Below are 15810 nucleotides of genomic sequence, written 5' to 3' on the forward strand. Positions count from 1 at the left end.
TGATCGTGTTCGTCGCGGGCATCGGGTGGTGGCAGTTGGGCATCACGCTGACGGCCTCGCTGATCGTCGCACGCTTCCTCTCGCCGCAGCCGGCGTTCGCGATCGCCGCGGCGATGCAGTCGGCGATCGTGATGGTCATCCCGGTGAGCGTGCCGTTCTTCCGGATGATCGACGGTCTCGTCGGGGGTGTCATGGCCCTGCTGGTGACGGCGTTGCTGCCGCGCAGCCCACAGCGTACGGTCGCGCGGGAAGGAGCGGCGCTGTTCTCGGCGTTCGACGGCGCCGTGTCGACCCTCGTGCAGGCCCTGCGCCGCGGTGACGCGGTGCGCGCAGAGCGCGGACTCACCAAGGCGCGCGCCCTTCAGGGGCTGGTCGACCAGTGGCGCGCCGGAATCGAGTCGGGTTCGGAGATCGCCCGCATCTCGCCGTTCCTGCGCCGCCAGCGCTCGGAGTTCCAGCGGCAGGAGCGCATCCGCCTGCACCTGGACCTGGCCACCCGCAATCTGCGCGTGATCGCCCGCCGCGTCGTCTACCTCTGCGATGACCGGCAACCGCGCCCGATCGCCGCCGACCTGCTCGCCGAACTTGCGGCCGGTGCGCGCCTCATCGCGGAGTCGCTCGGCGACATCTCCTACGAGCCGGCCGCCCGCGAAGCCGTCCGTGCCGTGGCGGCCCGTCTGGATCCCACCGTTCTCGCCGATCGCAGCTCGGCCGTCGATCAGACGCTCATCGGTGCGCTGCGCCCGCTGGCCGTCGACCTCATGACGGCGGCGGGGATGCCCGCCGACGAGGCGCGCGCCGCGATCCCGCGCGTGTGAGCGAGGCCGCCCCGAACCGCCGATGGCGCGCCGCCGAGGGCAGGCAATCTGCCGGGGAGAGGCAGAACGGCGCAGAATCCGCCTGTGCCGGGCAGATCGCCTGCGCTCGGTCGGCCGTTCGCCGACGGGCGCCGGTCAGACGACGGGAGCGACCAGGCTCCAGGGCACGGTGACCTCGCCCAGCCGCCAGCGCGCGCGACCGCCCACAGGCCAGCCCGCCGCGTGCATCGCGTCGAGCGCGGCGCGCCAGCGCTGCACCGGTCCGAACGACGCGGTGCCGACGGCGCGTGTCCACTCCTCGTCGAGGGTGCGCAGGAAATCGTGCACCGGCTCACCGGGCACGTTGCGGTGGATGAGGGCCTTCGGCAGCCGCTCCGCGGCGATCGACGGGGAGGCGAGTTCGCTCAGACGCAACGACAGCGTGAGCGTTCGTGGCGCGGCGTCGGCGCCGATCTCGACCCACGTGCAGATCCGGCCGAGCTCGTCGCAGGTGCCTTCCACGAGGATGCCGTCGGGATGCAGGCGCTGCGTCATGCGCGCCCACGCCTCCTTCACCTCGTGCTCGTCGTACTGCCGCAGCACGTTGAACGCCCGCAGCACCGCAGGTCGGCGCCCCTGCGGCGTCGGCACCTCGAACCCGCCGCGGGCGAAGGACACGTGAGCGTCGGGCGAGAACGCCGTGCGCCCCGCGCGCACGTCGACCAGCTGCGTGCGGGCCCGCTCGACCCGGGCCGGATCGATCTCCAGCCCGAGCACATCGACACCGGGGCGGGCGCGCCGCAGCCGCTCCTCGAGCTCGAGCACGGTAACGGCGCTCGCGCCGTATCCGAGGTCGATGACGAACGGATCGTCGGCGCGCCTCAGCACGGGATGCCGGGCGATCCAGCGGTCGATGCGGCGCAGCCGGTTGGTGTTCGTCGTGCCGCGCGTGATCTGACCGACCACCCCACGAGCGGGGGCTTTCTCCGGCGGCATCCCCCCATGATGCCAGCGCGCGCGCCGGTAGGATGACGATCATGACCGCGCCGTACACGCTGATCCTCCTCCGCCACGGGCAGAGCGAGTGGAACAAGACCAACCAGTTCACCGGATGGGTGGACGTCCGCCTCACCGAGCAGGGTCGCGGCGAGGCCGCGCGCGGCGGTGAACTGCTGAAGGATTCCGGCATCCTGCCCGATGTGCTGCACACGTCGCTGCTCAGTCGGGCGATCCAGACGGCCAACATCGCGCTGGACGCGGCCGATCGTCTGTGGATCCCCGTGAAGCGGTCGTGGCGCCTCAACGAGCGTCACTACGGCGACCTCCAGGGCAAGGACAAGGCAGAGACGCTCGAGCAGTTCGGTGAGGAGCAGTTCATGCTGTGGCGCCGCTCGTTCGATGTGCCGCCTCCCGCCCTTCCCGACGACTCGCCCTACAGCCAGGTGAACGACCCTCGCTACGCTGGCATCGACGGCGAGGTGCCGCGCACCGAGTCGCTGAAGATCGTGATCGACCGCCTCCTGCCGTACTGGGAGAACGAGATCGTCCCCGACCTGAAGGCGGGCAAGACCGTTCTCGTGACCGCGCACGGCAACTCGCTGCGCGGCCTGGTCAAGCACCTCGACGGCATCAGCGACGCCGACATCGCCGAGCTGAACATCCCGACCGGCATCCCGCTCGTCTACCGCCTCGGTGAAGACCTCATGCCGCTCGAGCCGGGTGCGTACCTCGACCCCGAGGCCGCCGCTGCCGGCGCCGCGGCTGTCGCGAGCCAGGGCAAGGGCTGAGGCTCAGCGGCCGTACGAATGCGAGAGGGGGATGCCGACCGGCATCCCCCTCATCGTTTTCCGCCTCCGCCGCGGCGGAGGCGACGTCTCACTCGACGCCGTCGACCGATTCGCCCTCGGCGATGATGACGGCGATGGTGTCGGTGTCGGGCGTCCAGTCGCCGGTAGCGAGGTAGGCCACCTTCTTGGCCACCGAGACGGCGTGGTCGGCGAAGCGCTCGAGGTAGCGGCTGGCCAGAGTCGCATCGACGGTGGCTCCTGCCTCGCCCTGCCAGTTCTCGCTCAGCACCTTCTCGAAGACGGCGAGGTGGTGGTCGTCGACCTTGTCGTCGAGCGTGCGCAGCGTTTCGAGGTAGCTGAGGTCCTCGGTGCGCAGCAGCTCGGTGAGGGTCTTCGCGACCTCGACGTCGAGTTCGCCCATCTTGGTGAAGGTGCCCTTCAGGCCCTTCGGGATGGCGCGCTCAGGGAAGCGCATGCGGGTGAGCTGAGCGATGTGCTCGGCGATGTCGCCCATACGCTCCAAGGAGGCGCTGACGCGCAGGGCCGCGACGACGATGCGCAGATCGCGGGCGACCGGCTGCTGACGAGCGAGGATCTGGATCGCCAGCTCATCCAGTGCGATCGCCTTGTCGTCGATCGTCTGGTCGGCTTCGATGACCTCTTCGGCAAGGGCGACGTCGCTGGTGCCGAAGGCGCGGGTGGCCTTGTCGATCGCCTCCGTGACCAGCTCGGCGATCTCGACGAGACGCGACTGCACGTCCTCGAGCGACTGGTGGAACACTTCGCGCATGAGAGGGCCTCTCTTCCGGCAAGCAGGCAGGCACGGTGCCGCCTCCTGACCCGGCGATCATCGCGGGCCAAGGTTAACGATCGGTGCCGCAGCGATGAACGTTGCCGACGCGGTTTCCGGCGTTGATCCGTATCGTGAATCTGCGGTGTCCAACCACCCTACGCTGGGACCCATGGAGTCCCTGCAGCCGGTGATCGCGCTGATCCTCGGCCTCGTGCTCGGCGGCGGAGTGGCCACGCTCGTCCTCATCGCGTTGCGGGCGCGTGACCGCGCGCGTGTCGCGGCATCCACCGCCCTGCCGGACGGGACGGCGGCCGTGCTCCAGGGGATGGACGAGGTCGCGGTCGTCGTCGACACCTCGCTGCAGATCGTCGCCGTCTCGGCGCCCGCGGAGTTGTTCGGCATGCACGAGGACTACGCGCTTCCCGGCGATGAGCTGCGCGCCCTCGCCCGGACGGTCCGCCGCACCGAGGCGCCGGAGACGCAGACGATGCGCCTCAAGCGCGGCGTCGAGCCGCGACTGGTCTCGGCTCGGGCGAGCGTGATCACGCCGCGGCTGATCCTCATCGTCATCCGTGACATCACGGAGCGGGAGCGCGTCGAGGAGATGCGCCGTGACTTCGTCGCCAACACCAGTCATGAGCTGAAGACGCCGGTGGGCGCGGTGAGCCTGCTCGCGGAGGCGGTCGAGTCGGCCGCAGACGATCCCGACCAGGTGCGTCATTTCGCCAGTCGCCTCAGCGCCGAGGCGGCGCGGCTCAGCCAGCTCACGTCGCGCATCATGAACCTGTCGCGGCTGCAGTCTGCCGACGATCTGACGGAACTGCGCGACGTGTCCGTCGACGAGGTCGTCGCCGCCGCCATCGAGTCGCAGTCGGTGGCCGCGGACTCCGCCGCCATCACCGTCGCCCGCGGGGGTGAACGGCACGCATACGTGCGCGGTGACGTCCAGGTGCTCACCGAGGCCGTCGCCAACCTGGTCGCCAACGCGATCGCGTACTCGCCGCAGGGCGGTCAGGTCGGCGTCGGCGTGAAACTCGACGGCGGCGTCGTCGAGATCGCGGTCACCGATCGGGGAATCGGCATTCCCGAAGACGAGCAGGAGCGCGTGTTCGAACGGTTCTACCGTGCCGACCAGGCGCGCTCGCGCCGCACCGGCGGCACGGGGCTGGGGCTGTCGATCGTCAAGCACGCGGTGCAGCGGCACGGGGGAGAGGTCGAGGTCTGGTCGCGTCCGGGGCGGGGCTCGACCTTCACCGTGCGACTGCCCGCCGTCCCTGCGCCCGACGACCTTCCCATTCCCAAGAAACGCAAGAAGAAGAAGGCCGCCCGCGATGGTGCGCGGGCGAAAGGAGAGAAGAAGCGATGACCCGCGTCCTGATCGTCGAGGATGAGCCCGATCTGGCCGATCCGCTCGCCTATCTGCTGCGCCGTGAGGGATTCGAGGTCGAGATCGCCGAGGACGGCCCCGCGGCCCTCGATGCGTTCGCCTCGCGCGGCGCCGACATCATCCTGCTCGACCTCATGCTCCCGGGGATGCCGGGAACCGAGGTGTGCCGTGTGGTGCGCTCGACCTCCAAAGTGCCCATCATCATGCTGACAGCGAAGGACTCCGAGGTCGATATCGTCGTCGGTCTCGAGCTGGGCGCTGACGACTACGTGACGAAGCCCTACTCGTCGCGCGAGCTGCTCGCGCGGATGCGGGCGGTGCTGCGACGCAGCGAAGGACCCGAGCTGGGGCTGGACGACAGCGTCGTCGACGGCGGAAGGGTCGTGCTGGACATCGACCGGCACACCGTCGCCGTCGACGGTGAGACCATCCCGATGCCGCTGAAGGAGTTCGAGCTGCTCGAGGTGCTCATGCGCAACGCGGGGCGCGTGCTGACGCGCGGCCAGCTGATCGACCGGGTCTGGGGGAGCGACTACTTCGGCGACACCAAGACGCTCGACGTGCACATCAAGCGCATCCGGTCACGGATCGAACGCAATCCGAGCGAGCCGGTCATGCTCCTGACCGTACGCGGGCTCGGCTACCGCTTCGAAGCCTGACGCGTCCGTCCCCCGCGACACGAAGATCGGCGGCGCCCCTCGTGAGGAGGGACGCCGCCGATATCCGTGAGCGCGATCAGCTCGCGGGAATGAAGTCCTTCAGGTACGACAGGGTGCCGTCCAGGACGGGAACGCGGTCTTCGACGGCCTCGCCGGTGCCGGACTGGAACGTCGTACGAACGTCGGTGCCGGGCTTGGCGGACAGGCCGGTGAACAGCAGCGGCTCCGCACCGTCGAAGCCGAGGCTGACGGTTGAGTGTGCGGGAACCCGCACCCGCTGCGTGTCGCCTTCGACGCCGACCAGCAGCGTCTCGTCGGTGTCGGTGTCGTTGACGATCGCCGCGAGGAAGTTGGCTTCGGTGCCCTTCTCGTTGGCGACGAAGAGCGCGTTGCGCACCTTCAGCGGTGCCGAGTGCACGATGTTGACACCTTCGGCGGCCGAGTAGCTGATGGTCGTGGCTTGCGGCGAGATCATGCTGCAGCCGGCGGTGGAGAGGACCACAACGGCGGCGAGGGCGACGGACGCGAGACGGCGCGTGTTCACGGATCCTCCTGGACGAGTCGGTGTGTGCTCATTCTATGCCGGGACGGGATACCGCCCCGTCGCCCATCGCCGCAGGTGCTCAGCCGGCGAACCTTAGCGTATGTCGCCTGTGGTATTCTGGACTTTGCCGAAAGGACATAACTGCATGCTTTTTGAGGTTGGCGAGACGGTCGTCTATCCGCACCACGGGGCCGCGACGATCATCGAGGTCAAGGACCGGATCATCAAGGGCGAGACCAAGAAGTACCTGAAGCTGAACGTCACGCAGGGAGACCTCATCATCGAGGTCCCTGCCGACAACGTCGACTTGGTCGGCGTCCGTGACGTGATCGGCAAGGACGGTCTCGAGAAGGTGTTCGATGTGCTGCGCGCACCGTTCACCGAAGAGCCCACCAACTGGTCGCGCCGTTACAAGGCCAACCTCGAGAAGCTCGCCTCCGGCGATGTCATCAAGGTGAGCGAGGTCGTTCGCGACCTGTGGCGTCGTGACCAGGACCGCGGCCTGTCCGCCGGTGAGAAGCGCATGCTTGCCAAGGCGCGCCAGATCCTCGTGTCCGAGATCGCTCTGGCGCTGAAGGCCGATGAGGATCACGCCTCGGGGGTCCTCGACGAGGTTCTCGCGAGCTGATCCCGGCATCCGCCGGAAGACGGCGCGCCACGTCGGTAGTGTCGGGTACATGAGCGACCCGTTGGTTCCCGTGCCCCACACCGCCGTGATCGTCGTCGCAGCTGGATCCGGTCAGCGGTTGGGCGCGGGTGTTCCGAAGGCGTTCGTGGGTCTCGACACCCACACGGTTCTGCGCCACGCGCTGGAGGGTGTGTTCGCCGCCCCGGCCGCGCAGGTCGTGATCGTCGCTCCCTCAGACCGCGTCGGTGATGCCCTGACCGAGGCGCGCGCCGTCGCCGGCGAACGGCACGACCTGGTCACGGTCGTCGCCGGCGGGCTCAGCCGGCAGGAGTCGGTGGCTGCCGGACTGCGGGCCGTGTGGCCCGACGTCGAGCGCGTGCTGGTCCATGACGCCGCGCGGGCTCTGACTCCGCCCGAGGTCTTCGCGCGCGTCATCGACGCGCTCACAGACGGCAAAGATGCGGTGCTTCCGGTGCTTCCTGTGGTCGACACCGTCAAACGGGTGTCCGGCGATCGCGTGCGCGAGCCGATCGATCGTTCCGAACTGGCGGCCGCGCAGACCCCGCAGGGATTCCGCCGCACGATTCTCGACGCGGCGTATGCCGCGGCATCCGCCGAGCACACCGACGACGCCGCACTCGTGCAGAGCATGGGAACACCGGTGTGGACGGTGCCCGGCGATGAGCGGAGCTTCAAGATCACCACTCCGGGCGATCTCGACCGCGCGCGAGCCCTCCTGGCTGTCGCGCCGGTGAGGCGCACCGCGCCGGTGCCGCGCGTCGGCGTCGGCACCGACGTGCATGCCGTCGGCGGTAGCGGCGATCTCTGGCTGGCCGGACTGCACTGGCCCGGTGAACCCCCGCTGCACGGTCATTCGGACGGGGATGCCGTCGCGCACGCCATCGTGGACGCCGTGCTCGCCGCCGCGGGACTCGGCGACATCGGCACCCATTTCGGAACCGATCAACCGCAGTACGCCGGCGCCCACGCCGAGGCGTTCCTGGCCCGCACGCGGGAGCTGGTCGAGGCCGCCGGCTTCTCGATCGGCAACGTCTCGGTGCAGGTGCAGGCGCGCCGCCCGCGCTTTGCCGCGCGCCGCGCGGAAGCCGAACATGCCCTGTCTGCGGCGCTCGGTGCGCCCGTCGCCGTATCGGCGACCACGACCGATGGGCTCGGCTATACGGGAACGGGCGACGGCGTCGCCGCCTTCGCCGTCGCGCTCGTCTACTCTGTGTGAGCCCCCACGCCCGCGCCGCTGTCGCGTCTCGCGCGCGCGGGTAGGCTGGAGCGGTGACGGTCCGGCTCTACGACACCCAGGTGCAGGCGTTGCGCGACTTCGCGCCGCAGGATCCGGCGAACGTCACGATGTACGTGTGCGGTCCGACGGTGCAGTCGGGTCCCGGCATCCATCATCTGCGTGCGGCGCTCGCGTTCGACCTGCTGCGTCGCTGGCTCACCCGCCGTTTCGGACGCGTGACGTTCGTGCGCAACGTCACCGACATCGACGACAAAGTCCTGCAGAACGCCACCGCTGATGAGCCCTGGTGGGCGCTGGCGTATCGCGTGGAGCGCGAGTTCGCGTACGCGTATGCCGCGATCGGCATCCTCGCGCCGACCTACGAGCCGCGCGCCACCGGATCGATCCCGCAGATGCAGGAGCTGATCGCCACCCTCATCGAACGCGGTCATGCCTACGCCGCGGCCGGTGACGTCTACTTCGAGGTGCGTTCGTGGTCCGCCTACGGAGAGTTGACCCATCAGAGCATCGACGCGATGGAGCCGGCGACCGATGCGGACCCGCGCGGTAAGCGCGACCCGCGGGATTTCGCCCTCTGGAAGAGCGCGAAGAGCGATGAGCCGGCGGATGCCGTGTGGGAGAGCCCCTGGGGGCCGGGCAGACCCGGCTGGCACATCGAGTGCTCCGCCATGAGCCGCCGCTACCTCGGCGACTCCTTCGACATTCACGGCGGCGGCATCGACCTGCGCTTCCCGCACCACGAGAACGAGTTGGCGCAGTCGCGTGCGGCGGGTGACGCGTTCGCGCGCTACTGGGTGCACAACGGCCTGGTCACGGTCGGCGACCAGAAGATGTCGAAGTCGCTCGGCAATCATCTGCTCGCGCTGGACGTGCTGGCCGACCGCGACCCGCTCGTCGTGCGCTACGCCCTCGGCGCGGCGCACTACCGGTCCACGCTCGATCTCACCGCGGCATCCTTCGACGAGGCCGAGGCGGCCCTCGAGCGCATCCGAACGTTCCAGCAGCGGGCCGCGCGGGTGCTCGGCACTGCGGTGCCGCTGGTGGCCGCCGACATTCCCGAGGCGTTCGCTGCCGCGATGGACGATGACCTCGGCGTTCCGCAGGCGCTCGCGGTCGTCCACGAGACCGTGCGCGCTGGAAACGCGGCGTTGGATGCGGGTGATCGGGATGCCGCGGCCCGCGCTTTCGTCGAAGTGGGCCGCATGACCGGCGTTCTCGGTATGAATCCGGCCGACCCGAAATGGCGACCCGAAGCAGGTGCTGCCGAGGCGCGCGCCCTGGACGCGCTGCTGCAAGCAATGATCACCCAGCGTGCGCAGGCGCGCGCGAACAAGGACTGGGCGGCCGCCGACCGTCTTCGCGACGCGATCGCGGCGGCCGGCGTCGTCCTCGAGGACGGTCCCGACGGGACCCATTGGAGTCTGAATGATGGCTAAGCCGGGCAACCCCTCCGCGGGCAAGGGCAAGAAGAAGGGCCCACTCACGGGCACGGGCGGCAACGGACGCAAGGCGCTCGAGGGCAAGGGGCCGACTCCCAAGGCCGAGGACCGCAGCTGGCACGTCGCCGGCAAGCGCAAGGCCGCCATGGAGCGCTACGCCGCCGCCGGCGGCAAGGGGCGCCCCGGTCAGAAGCCGGCGCCGTCCCGCGCGCCGAAGGCCAAGGCCGGCGACGACACCGAGAACGTGACCGGGCGCAACTCCGTGCTCGAAGCTCTGCGTGCACGCATCCCGGCGACGGCGTTCTACATCGCCCAGCGCGTCGAGATGGACGATCGCGTCAAGGAGATGCTGTCGATCGTGACCCAGCGCGGTATCCCCGTGATGGAGGTCACCCGCCCCGAGCTCGACCGTATGGCCGGCTTCGACGGCGTGCACCAGGGTGTCGCGCTCAAGGTGCCGCCGTACGAGTACGCGCACCCCCAGGACCTGCTGGAGGAGATCATCGGAAAGGGGCAGACGCCGCTGATGGTCGCGTTGGACGGCATCACCGATCCGCGCAACCTCGGCGCGATCATCCGCTCCACCGCCGCCTTCGGCGGTCAGGGACTCATCATTCCCCAGCGCCGTTCGGCCGGCGTCAACTCGGCCGCGTGGAAGACGAGCGCCGGCGCCGCGGCCCGGGTTCCGGTCGCGATGGCACCGAATCTGACCACGACGCTCAAAGAGTTCAAGAAGCAGGGCGTGTTCGTGCTCGGTCTCGATGGCGGCGGCGACGTCGCGCTGCCCCAGCTCGAACTGGCAGATCGGCCCGTCGTCATCGTCGTCGGCTCGGAGGGCAAGGGGCTGTCACGGCTGGTCACCGAGACGTGCGACCAGGTCGTGTCGATCCCGATCTCCTCCGCCGCAGAGTCGCTCAACGCCGGCATCGCGGCATCCGTCGCGCTCTACCAGGTCTCCACCATCCGCGCCGCGTCCGGGTGACGCCCGCTCCACCTGCACGCCGATCCGAAAGGAAGCACTGAGATGGCCATCATCGCCGTTCTGGGAGGCACCGGCTTCGCCGGTCGCCACATCGTCTCCGAGGCTGTGGACCGCGGGCACACCGTGCTGTCGGTGTCACGGTCGGTGGCCGCAGACCGCGTGCCCGGTGCGACCTACGTCGAGGGGACGCTGCTGGACATCCCCGGGCTGGTGACGCAGCTGGAGGGCGCGGACGTGGTGATCAGCGCCGTCGCGCCGCGCGGTGCGATGGAGGGCCTCGTCCGGCCCAACCTGGAGGCGCTGAACACCGTGCTGCCCGAGAGCGTGCGGCTGGGCGTCATCGGCGGCGCCGGCGGGAGCCTCGTCGCTCCCGAGGGCCCTCGCGTCGTCGACGTCGACTTCCCCGACGCCTTCAAGGCCGAGGCGCTGGAGATGATCGGTGTTCTGGAGGACCTTCAGGGCGAACAGACCGGTCGCGACTGGTTCTTCGTCCACCCCGCCGGCGGCTTCGGCGGCTTCAACCCGGGCGAGCGGACGGGCACCTACCGGGTCGGTGGCGATGTCATCGTCACGGATGCCGAGGGGCAGTCCTACATCTCCGGCGCCGACCTCGCGGTGGCGGTGCTCGACGAGATCGAGAACCCGCAGCACTCGCGCCGGCGCTTCACCGTCGGGTACTGACGCGCTCTCTCGTCGGGTTCAGACCAGGTCGCGCCAGTCGACGTCCTCGTCGTCGTCGTCGATCGTCGAGATCGCCGAGGTGATCACCGGAATCGCCATCGTCTCGGTGGGGGGACCCATCACCGTGGCCTCGTCCCGGCGGTGACGCAGCACGTCATCGATGTAGGACGAGACGACCTCGGCGATCGGCACCGACTGTCCTCGCGCTTGCGACATGTACCAGCGGTGTTCGAGGACCTGGTGGAACACCTCGGCGGGTTCGAGTTTGGCGCGCAGATCCCAGGGGATCGCCTTCACGACCGGTTCGAACACGCGGGTGAGCCACTCGTGCGCCACCATCTCCTCGTCGGAGCCGAGTCGTGAGACGCGGGCACGGAACGCGTCCATGTCGTTGAGCAGGCGCCGGGCCTGGTTCTCCTCGACGTCCAGTCCCGTCAGACGCAGAAGGCGCCGCTGGTGGTGGCCGGCGTCGACGACCTTGGGCTGAATCGACACCGTGGTGCCGTCCGGCGTGGTGCGGATCGACATCTCGCCGATGTCGAAGCCGAGATCGTTCAGGCGTTTGACCCGCTCGGTGATGTGCCAGGCCTCACCGGCGGCGAAGGTCTCCTTGTCGGTCAGCGCCGCCCAGAGCGAGCGGTACGACGACATGATGCCGTCGGCGATCGCGACGGCATCCACGCCGCCTTCGAGACGGCCGCCGGCTTCGAGGTCCATGATCTCGCCGGCGATGTTCGTGCGGGCGACGTCGAGGTCGTGCTCGCGCTGACCGCGCGTCAGGCCGCTCTCGTGCAGCTCGCCGGTCTCGGCGTCGACCAGGTAGGCGGCGAAGGCCCCCGCATCCCGTCGGAAGAGCGTGTTCGACAGCGACACGTCACCCCAGAAGAAGCCGACGGTATGCAGGCGCACGAGCAGCGCGGCGAGGGCGTCGACGAGCCGGCCGGCGGTGTCGGGTCGCAGCACCTGTGTGAACAGGGCGCGGTAGGGGAGCGAGAACTTCAGATGCGCCGTCACGAGCGCGGCCGGCAGCGGGTCGCCCTTGGGTGTGCGACGACCGTCGATCACCGCGACCCGTTCCACGCACGGCACGTCGAGGCGGCCGAGGGAGCCCAGCATGTCGTACTCGCGGCGGGCCATCTCGCCGGTCGTCTCTTTGACGGCGACCACGCGGCCCGACAGGTCCGCGAAGCGGACGAGGTGTCGTGACAGGCCCTTCGGCAGCGAGACGATCGTGTCTTTGCCCCACTCGTCGAGCGGGGTGGACCAGGGCAGGGACAGCAGGCCTGCGTCGACACTGCTCGCGGTGATCGTGAGGGAGTGGGCCACGCGGGTCTTCGCTTTCGTGGGGGATACGCCGCGGCGCGGGGGTCCGGTCCGTGGAACCGGGCCCCCGCGCCGCGTCTGGTCGGATCAGGCCGAGGCGATCGCCTTCTTGGTGAGGCGCTCGCCCGACTCGATGTCGAACGCGTGCACGTGGTGCGGCACGGGGGCGAGGACGACCGTCTCGCCGGCGTTCGGGTGGTTGCGGCCGTCCACGCGCGCGACGATGTCGGTGCGCTTTCCGGCGATCTCGGTGTGGCCGTAGAGGTAGCCGTCCGCGCCGAGCTCCTCGACGAGGTCGACGGTCACCGACAGGCCCTGGCCGTCGGCCGGGTTCACGATGATGTCCTCGGGGCGGATGCCGGCGGTGACCTGGGTCGCGCTGGTGGGACGGTCGATGTCGGCGTCGACGACGGCGGTACCGAACTGGATGCCGCCGGCGCTCGCGAGGTCGACCTGGAACAGGTTCATCGCGGGCGAGCCGATGAAGCCGGCGACGAAGACGTTGTTCGGCTTCTCGTACAGGTCACGCGGCGTGCCGACCTGCTGGAGCAGACCGTCCTTGAGCACCGCGATGCGGTCGCCCATGGTCAGAGCCTCGGTCTGGTCGTGGGTGACGTAGACGGTCGTGACGCCGAGGTTGCGCTGCAGCGACGCGATCTGGGTGCGCGTCTGCACGCGCAGCTTCGCGTCGAGGTTCGACAGGGGCTCGTCCATGAGGAACACCTGGGGCTTGCGCACGATCGCGCGGCCCATCGCGACACGCTGACGCTGACCGCCCGAGAGGGCCTTCGGCTTGCGGGTCAGGTAGTCCTCGAGGTCGAGGAGCTTCGCGGCCTCGAGCACGCGCTGGGCGCGCTCTTCCTTGCCGACGCCGGCGATCTTCAGCGCGAAGCCCATGTTCTCGGCGACCGTCATGTGCGGGTACAGCGCGTAGTTCTGGAACACCATCGCGATGTCGCGGTCCTTCGGCGGGATGTCGGTGACATCGCGATCGCCGATCAGGATGCGGCCGGAGTTGACCTCTTCGAGGCCGGCCAGCATGCGCAGCGACGTCGACTTTCCACAACCGGACGGGCCGACGAGGACGAGGAACTCGCCGTCACCGACCTCGAGGTTGAGCTTGTCGACGGCCGGGCGGGTGCCGCCCGGGTACAGACGGGTTGCGTTGTCAAAGGTGACGGACGCCATGTTTTCTTCTCCTTCACCGGCAGGTACGTGCCGGACGATCCGTAGTGATGGAATGAGCGGGGGCTTGGCCCGCACGTCCCGCGATGGACGCGTTCTCAGTATCGCACGTTCTCCTCCGCGAGGAAGAGGCCTCGTCTGGGCATTTCACAGGCTCGCTGGCTAGCATCGACACATCGCCCTGCTCCGTCCGCGACGCTGGACCCGATCCGAATCGTGACGACCGGGATGCACCGCGATGTGCCCTCGAGCTGCCTCCCACAGAAGGTCCCATGTCCCACGACGCCGCCCCGAACGAGCCCACGCCTGCTGGCCGCCGCGATGCGGTGCGCGAGAAGGCGCAGCTCGTCCACGCGAAGCAGTCGCGGGCACGCGTGCTGCGCCGCTCGGCGCTCGCCGTCGTCGCCGCCGCCGCCGTCGTCGCGGTCGCGGTCGCGGTGTCGTGGGCGGTGCGCTCCAACAGCGATCGGCCGCAGCTGCAGCCGGCCGACGCCACCGCCGACGGCTTCCGGGTGACGTCGGTGTCTTCGGTCTCGCCGGGAACGCCGATCGACGGCGCGAGCCCGGCGCCCACGGCTGCGGCCGAGCCGCAGGCGACACCCTCGCCGTCCACCTCGGCATCCGTCGTCGACATCCACGTCTACGTCGATTACCTCTCGCCGGCGGCGCGACAGTGGCAGCTCGCCAACGCGAAGCAGCTGGCGTCGTGGGTGTCGGACGGGGCGGCGACCCTGACCTACCACCCGGTCTCGATGCTCACCGCCAAGTCGAACGGAACGAAGTACTCGTTGCGCGCGGCGAGCGCAGCCGCGTGTGTCGCGACTCTCGATCCGTCGAAGTTCTTCAGCTTCAACAACGACCTCCTCACCCGTCAGCCGGCTGTCGACTCCGACGGCTTCTCCGACAAGGAACTCGCCGACATCGCCCAGGCGAACGGCTCTGACGATCCGAAGCGCCTTCGCGACTGCATCGAGACCGAGTCGTACTCGTCGTGGGTGAAGGGTGCCACCGAGCGGGCGATCAGCGGCATCCCAGGCACGAACGGGCTCACCCTGACGGGAACGCCCATGGTCGTGGTGAACGGCCAGCAGTACGTGGGCGACATGACGGATGCCGCCGAGTTCTCGCAGTTCGTGCTCACGAGCGCGAGCGGGGCGTACTACAAGTCGCAGACCGCGACGCCCACGCCCACCGTGAAGCCGACGGCCGCGCCGTAAGTCGGGCCCCGTGTCCGCGTCGCGCATGACGTGAGCGGCGACCCGTCACGACGGACACGTCGACCGCGGAACGCGGATCATAAGCCGCTGAGGGACGTGTACCAGTCCCCGGCGCGGATGCCTATGATCACTCCCTGGTCCGCGTCTGGGATGACGACGTTGGTTCCCTCCGTCGTCGAGTTGATGAGCGAAGGATCCTCGGGGTCCGATGCGAGCGGAAGATCGGGCGTGGGCTGCGCTCCTCGCTTCTTGGCTTCATCGACGGTCTGGCCCACGACGATGCCGGAGGCGGTGTGGATAGGCAGTGTTCCAACCCGTGGCGCGGTGACGTATAGGAACGTCCCCCGACACCCGGCATCGCACTCGTCGGGGCTGAAGACCGTGGTGATCGTCAGGCTGTCCCACGTGAACGTGGATGTGAACTTCGCGCCTTCCGGCCCGCCGGGCTTTGTTTCCTCAATGCCGGCCGACCCGGCTGCGGCACTGATCGCCTGAGCGAACGGCGTGGGACGCGGCACGTCGATGTCGGGCTGGGTGTAAAGGTAGGTGTGGGAGTTGGGGTGGTGATCGGAGCTGGTGACGTCGGCGGCTGGGTGTGTGAAGCGGTCGGAAGCGGCGAGGGCTGCGCCGTTGTACATCCTGCGAGGATGACCGCGACGACGCCCAAGACAACTGCCTGCGTCAATGTGCGTGTGACGCGGCGCATCACGTACGCTCATAGGCGCGGGGTATCCCGTGGTCGTCCGGACTTCCGGGCCCGCCGGCTTGGCGCAATTGGTAGCGCACCGTACTTGTAATACGGGGGTTGCAGGTTCAAGTCCTGTAGCCGGCACCGTTTTCTTGCAATGCCCGCCGTCGCGACCTCCGTTCAGCCGAGGCTGACCGACTGATAGTAGGCGACGGCTGCCCAGACGAGCACGCCCACGCCGATCATCAGAGTGCCGACGCCGACGAACTGCCAGATGACGAGTCGGCGCTCGGGGGCGAGGAGGTCGCGAAAGGCCATGCGGTGATCGTAGCGAGTCCGCTGTGTCCATCGCGTGTCCAGCGCGTTATCCGGCTCTTCGGACATTCGGTGGGGGTCATGGGGTGAGTCCGCCGGCGGCGAGGAGCATGCGGAGGCGGTAGTT

General features: G+C 69.2%; 17 protein-coding genes and 1 tRNA gene. 11 read left to right on the top strand and 7 right to left on the bottom strand.

Annotated elements, in window-relative coordinates; translation table 11 throughout:
* Positions 1-818: aromatic acid exporter family protein (locus tag BGN98_RS02675; RefSeq protein WP_288119401.1), on the top strand; the 818-nt coding region annotated here is incomplete at its 5' end.
* Positions 819-953: 135 nt separating this feature from the next.
* Here the strand turns inward: BGN98_RS02675 and BGN98_RS02680 are convergent.
* Complete coding sequence (locus BGN98_RS02680) at positions 954-1793, bottom strand: class I SAM-dependent methyltransferase (RefSeq protein WP_288119403.1); 840 nt, start codon at positions 1791-1793, stop codon at positions 954-956.
* Between the two features lie 41 nt (positions 1794-1834).
* On the opposite strand from BGN98_RS02680, the gene BGN98_RS02685 reads away from it, so the two are divergent.
* Positions 1835-2584, top strand: coding sequence for a phosphoglyceromutase (locus BGN98_RS02685; protein WP_005051130.1), 750 nt, complete (start codon positions 1835-1837; stop codon positions 2582-2584).
* 88 nt (positions 2585-2672) lie between these two features.
* Here BGN98_RS02685 and phoU read toward each other — a convergent pair whose 3' ends face one another.
* The gene (gene phoU / locus BGN98_RS02690; protein ID WP_005051128.1) at positions 2673-3374 is read right to left on the bottom strand and encodes a phosphate signaling complex protein PhoU; all 702 of its coding nucleotides are present in this window, start codon (positions 3372-3374) and stop codon (positions 2673-2675) included.
* Between the two features lie 172 nt (positions 3375-3546).
* On the opposite strand from phoU, the gene BGN98_RS02695 reads away from it, so the two are divergent.
* On the top strand, positions 3547-4743 hold the full coding sequence (locus tag BGN98_RS02695; RefSeq protein WP_043340568.1) for a sensor histidine kinase: 1197 nt from the start codon (positions 3547-3549) through the stop codon (positions 4741-4743).
* Entirely contained in the window at positions 4740-5423 is a 684-nt protein-coding gene (locus BGN98_RS02700; protein WP_005051122.1) for a response regulator, read from the top strand. The genes BGN98_RS02695 and BGN98_RS02700 overlap by 4 nt, the downstream gene beginning before the upstream one ends.
* A 76-nt stretch (positions 5424-5499) precedes the next feature.
* Here the strand turns inward: BGN98_RS02700 and BGN98_RS02705 are convergent, their stop codons facing one another.
* A complete protein-coding gene (locus BGN98_RS02705; protein WP_288119409.1) occupies positions 5500-5967 on the bottom strand; it encodes a DNA modification methylase in 468 nt (155 codons plus the stop codon).
* A 145-nt stretch (positions 5968-6112) separates the two neighbouring features.
* Between BGN98_RS02705 and BGN98_RS02710 the strand changes: the two genes are divergently transcribed.
* Genes BGN98_RS02710 through BGN98_RS02730 form a run of 5 tightly spaced genes read left to right on the top strand, consistent with a single transcriptional unit; the run spans position 6113 to position 10955 of the window.
* Positions 6113-6595 (top strand): CarD family transcriptional regulator, encoded by a 483-nt coding sequence (locus BGN98_RS02710; protein WP_005051117.1) that lies wholly within the window; start codon positions 6113-6115, stop codon positions 6593-6595.
* Between the two features lie 49 nt (positions 6596-6644).
* Entirely contained in the window at positions 6645-7832 is a 1188-nt protein-coding gene (gene ispD / locus BGN98_RS02715; RefSeq protein ID WP_288119411.1) for a 2-C-methyl-D-erythritol 4-phosphate cytidylyltransferase, read from the top strand.
* A gap of 53 nt (positions 7833-7885) precedes the next feature.
* The gene (gene cysS / locus BGN98_RS02720) at positions 7886-9289 is read left to right on the top strand and encodes a cysteine--tRNA ligase (RefSeq protein WP_288119413.1); all 1404 of its coding nucleotides are present in this window, start codon (positions 7886-7888) and stop codon (positions 9287-9289) included.
* Entirely contained in the window at positions 9282-10274 is a 993-nt protein-coding gene (gene rlmB, locus BGN98_RS02725; protein WP_288119424.1) for a 23S rRNA (guanosine(2251)-2'-O)-methyltransferase RlmB, read from the top strand. Before cysS ends, rlmB begins: the two co-directional genes overlap by 8 nt.
* 42 nt (positions 10275-10316) lie before the next feature.
* Entirely contained in the window at positions 10317-10955 is a 639-nt protein-coding gene (locus BGN98_RS02730; RefSeq protein WP_112930959.1) for an NAD(P)-dependent oxidoreductase, read from the top strand.
* Between the two features lie 18 nt (positions 10956-10973).
* Here BGN98_RS02730 and BGN98_RS02735 read toward each other — a convergent pair whose 3' ends face one another.
* Together BGN98_RS02735 and BGN98_RS02740 are read right to left on the bottom strand one after the other, a co-directional pair.
* A complete protein-coding gene (locus BGN98_RS02735; RefSeq protein WP_288119416.1) occupies positions 10974-12281 on the bottom strand; it encodes a DUF4032 domain-containing protein in 1308 nt (435 codons plus the stop codon).
* A gap of 84 nt (positions 12282-12365) precedes the next feature.
* A complete protein-coding gene (locus BGN98_RS02740; protein ID WP_039411840.1) occupies positions 12366-13466 on the bottom strand; it encodes an ABC transporter ATP-binding protein in 1101 nt (366 codons plus the stop codon).
* A 269-nt stretch (positions 13467-13735) separates the two neighbouring features.
* Between BGN98_RS02740 and BGN98_RS02745 the strand changes: the two genes are divergently transcribed.
* Positions 13736-14680 carry a DsbA family protein gene (locus BGN98_RS02745; RefSeq protein WP_204947518.1) on the top strand — a complete coding sequence of 315 codons (945 nt, stop codon included), beginning with the start codon at positions 13736-13738 and terminating at the stop codon, positions 14678-14680.
* Positions 14681-14757: 77 nt separating this feature from the next.
* On the opposite strand, the gene BGN98_RS02750 is transcribed toward BGN98_RS02745, so the two are convergent.
* On the bottom strand, positions 14758-15318 hold the full coding sequence (locus tag BGN98_RS02750; protein ID WP_288119420.1) for a hypothetical protein: 561 nt from the start codon (positions 15316-15318) through the stop codon (positions 14758-14760).
* 121 nt (positions 15319-15439) lie between these two features.
* Between BGN98_RS02750 and BGN98_RS02755 the strand changes: the two genes are divergently transcribed.
* Positions 15440-15512, top strand: a tRNA-Thr gene (locus BGN98_RS02755).
* A 36-nt stretch (positions 15513-15548) separates the two neighbouring features.
* On the opposite strand, the gene BGN98_RS02760 is transcribed toward BGN98_RS02755, so the two are convergent.
* Positions 15549-15686, bottom strand: a complete 138-nt coding sequence (locus BGN98_RS02760) for a hypothetical protein (protein WP_288119422.1) — start codon at positions 15684-15686, stop codon at positions 15549-15551.
* Positions 15687-15810 lie beyond the last annotated feature (124 nt).

Origin of the sequence: Microbacterium sp. 69-7 (assembly GCF_001897985.1) — a bacterium.
GTDB classification, from domain to species: domain Bacteria; phylum Actinomycetota; class Actinomycetes; order Actinomycetales; family Microbacteriaceae; genus Microbacterium; species Microbacterium laevaniformans.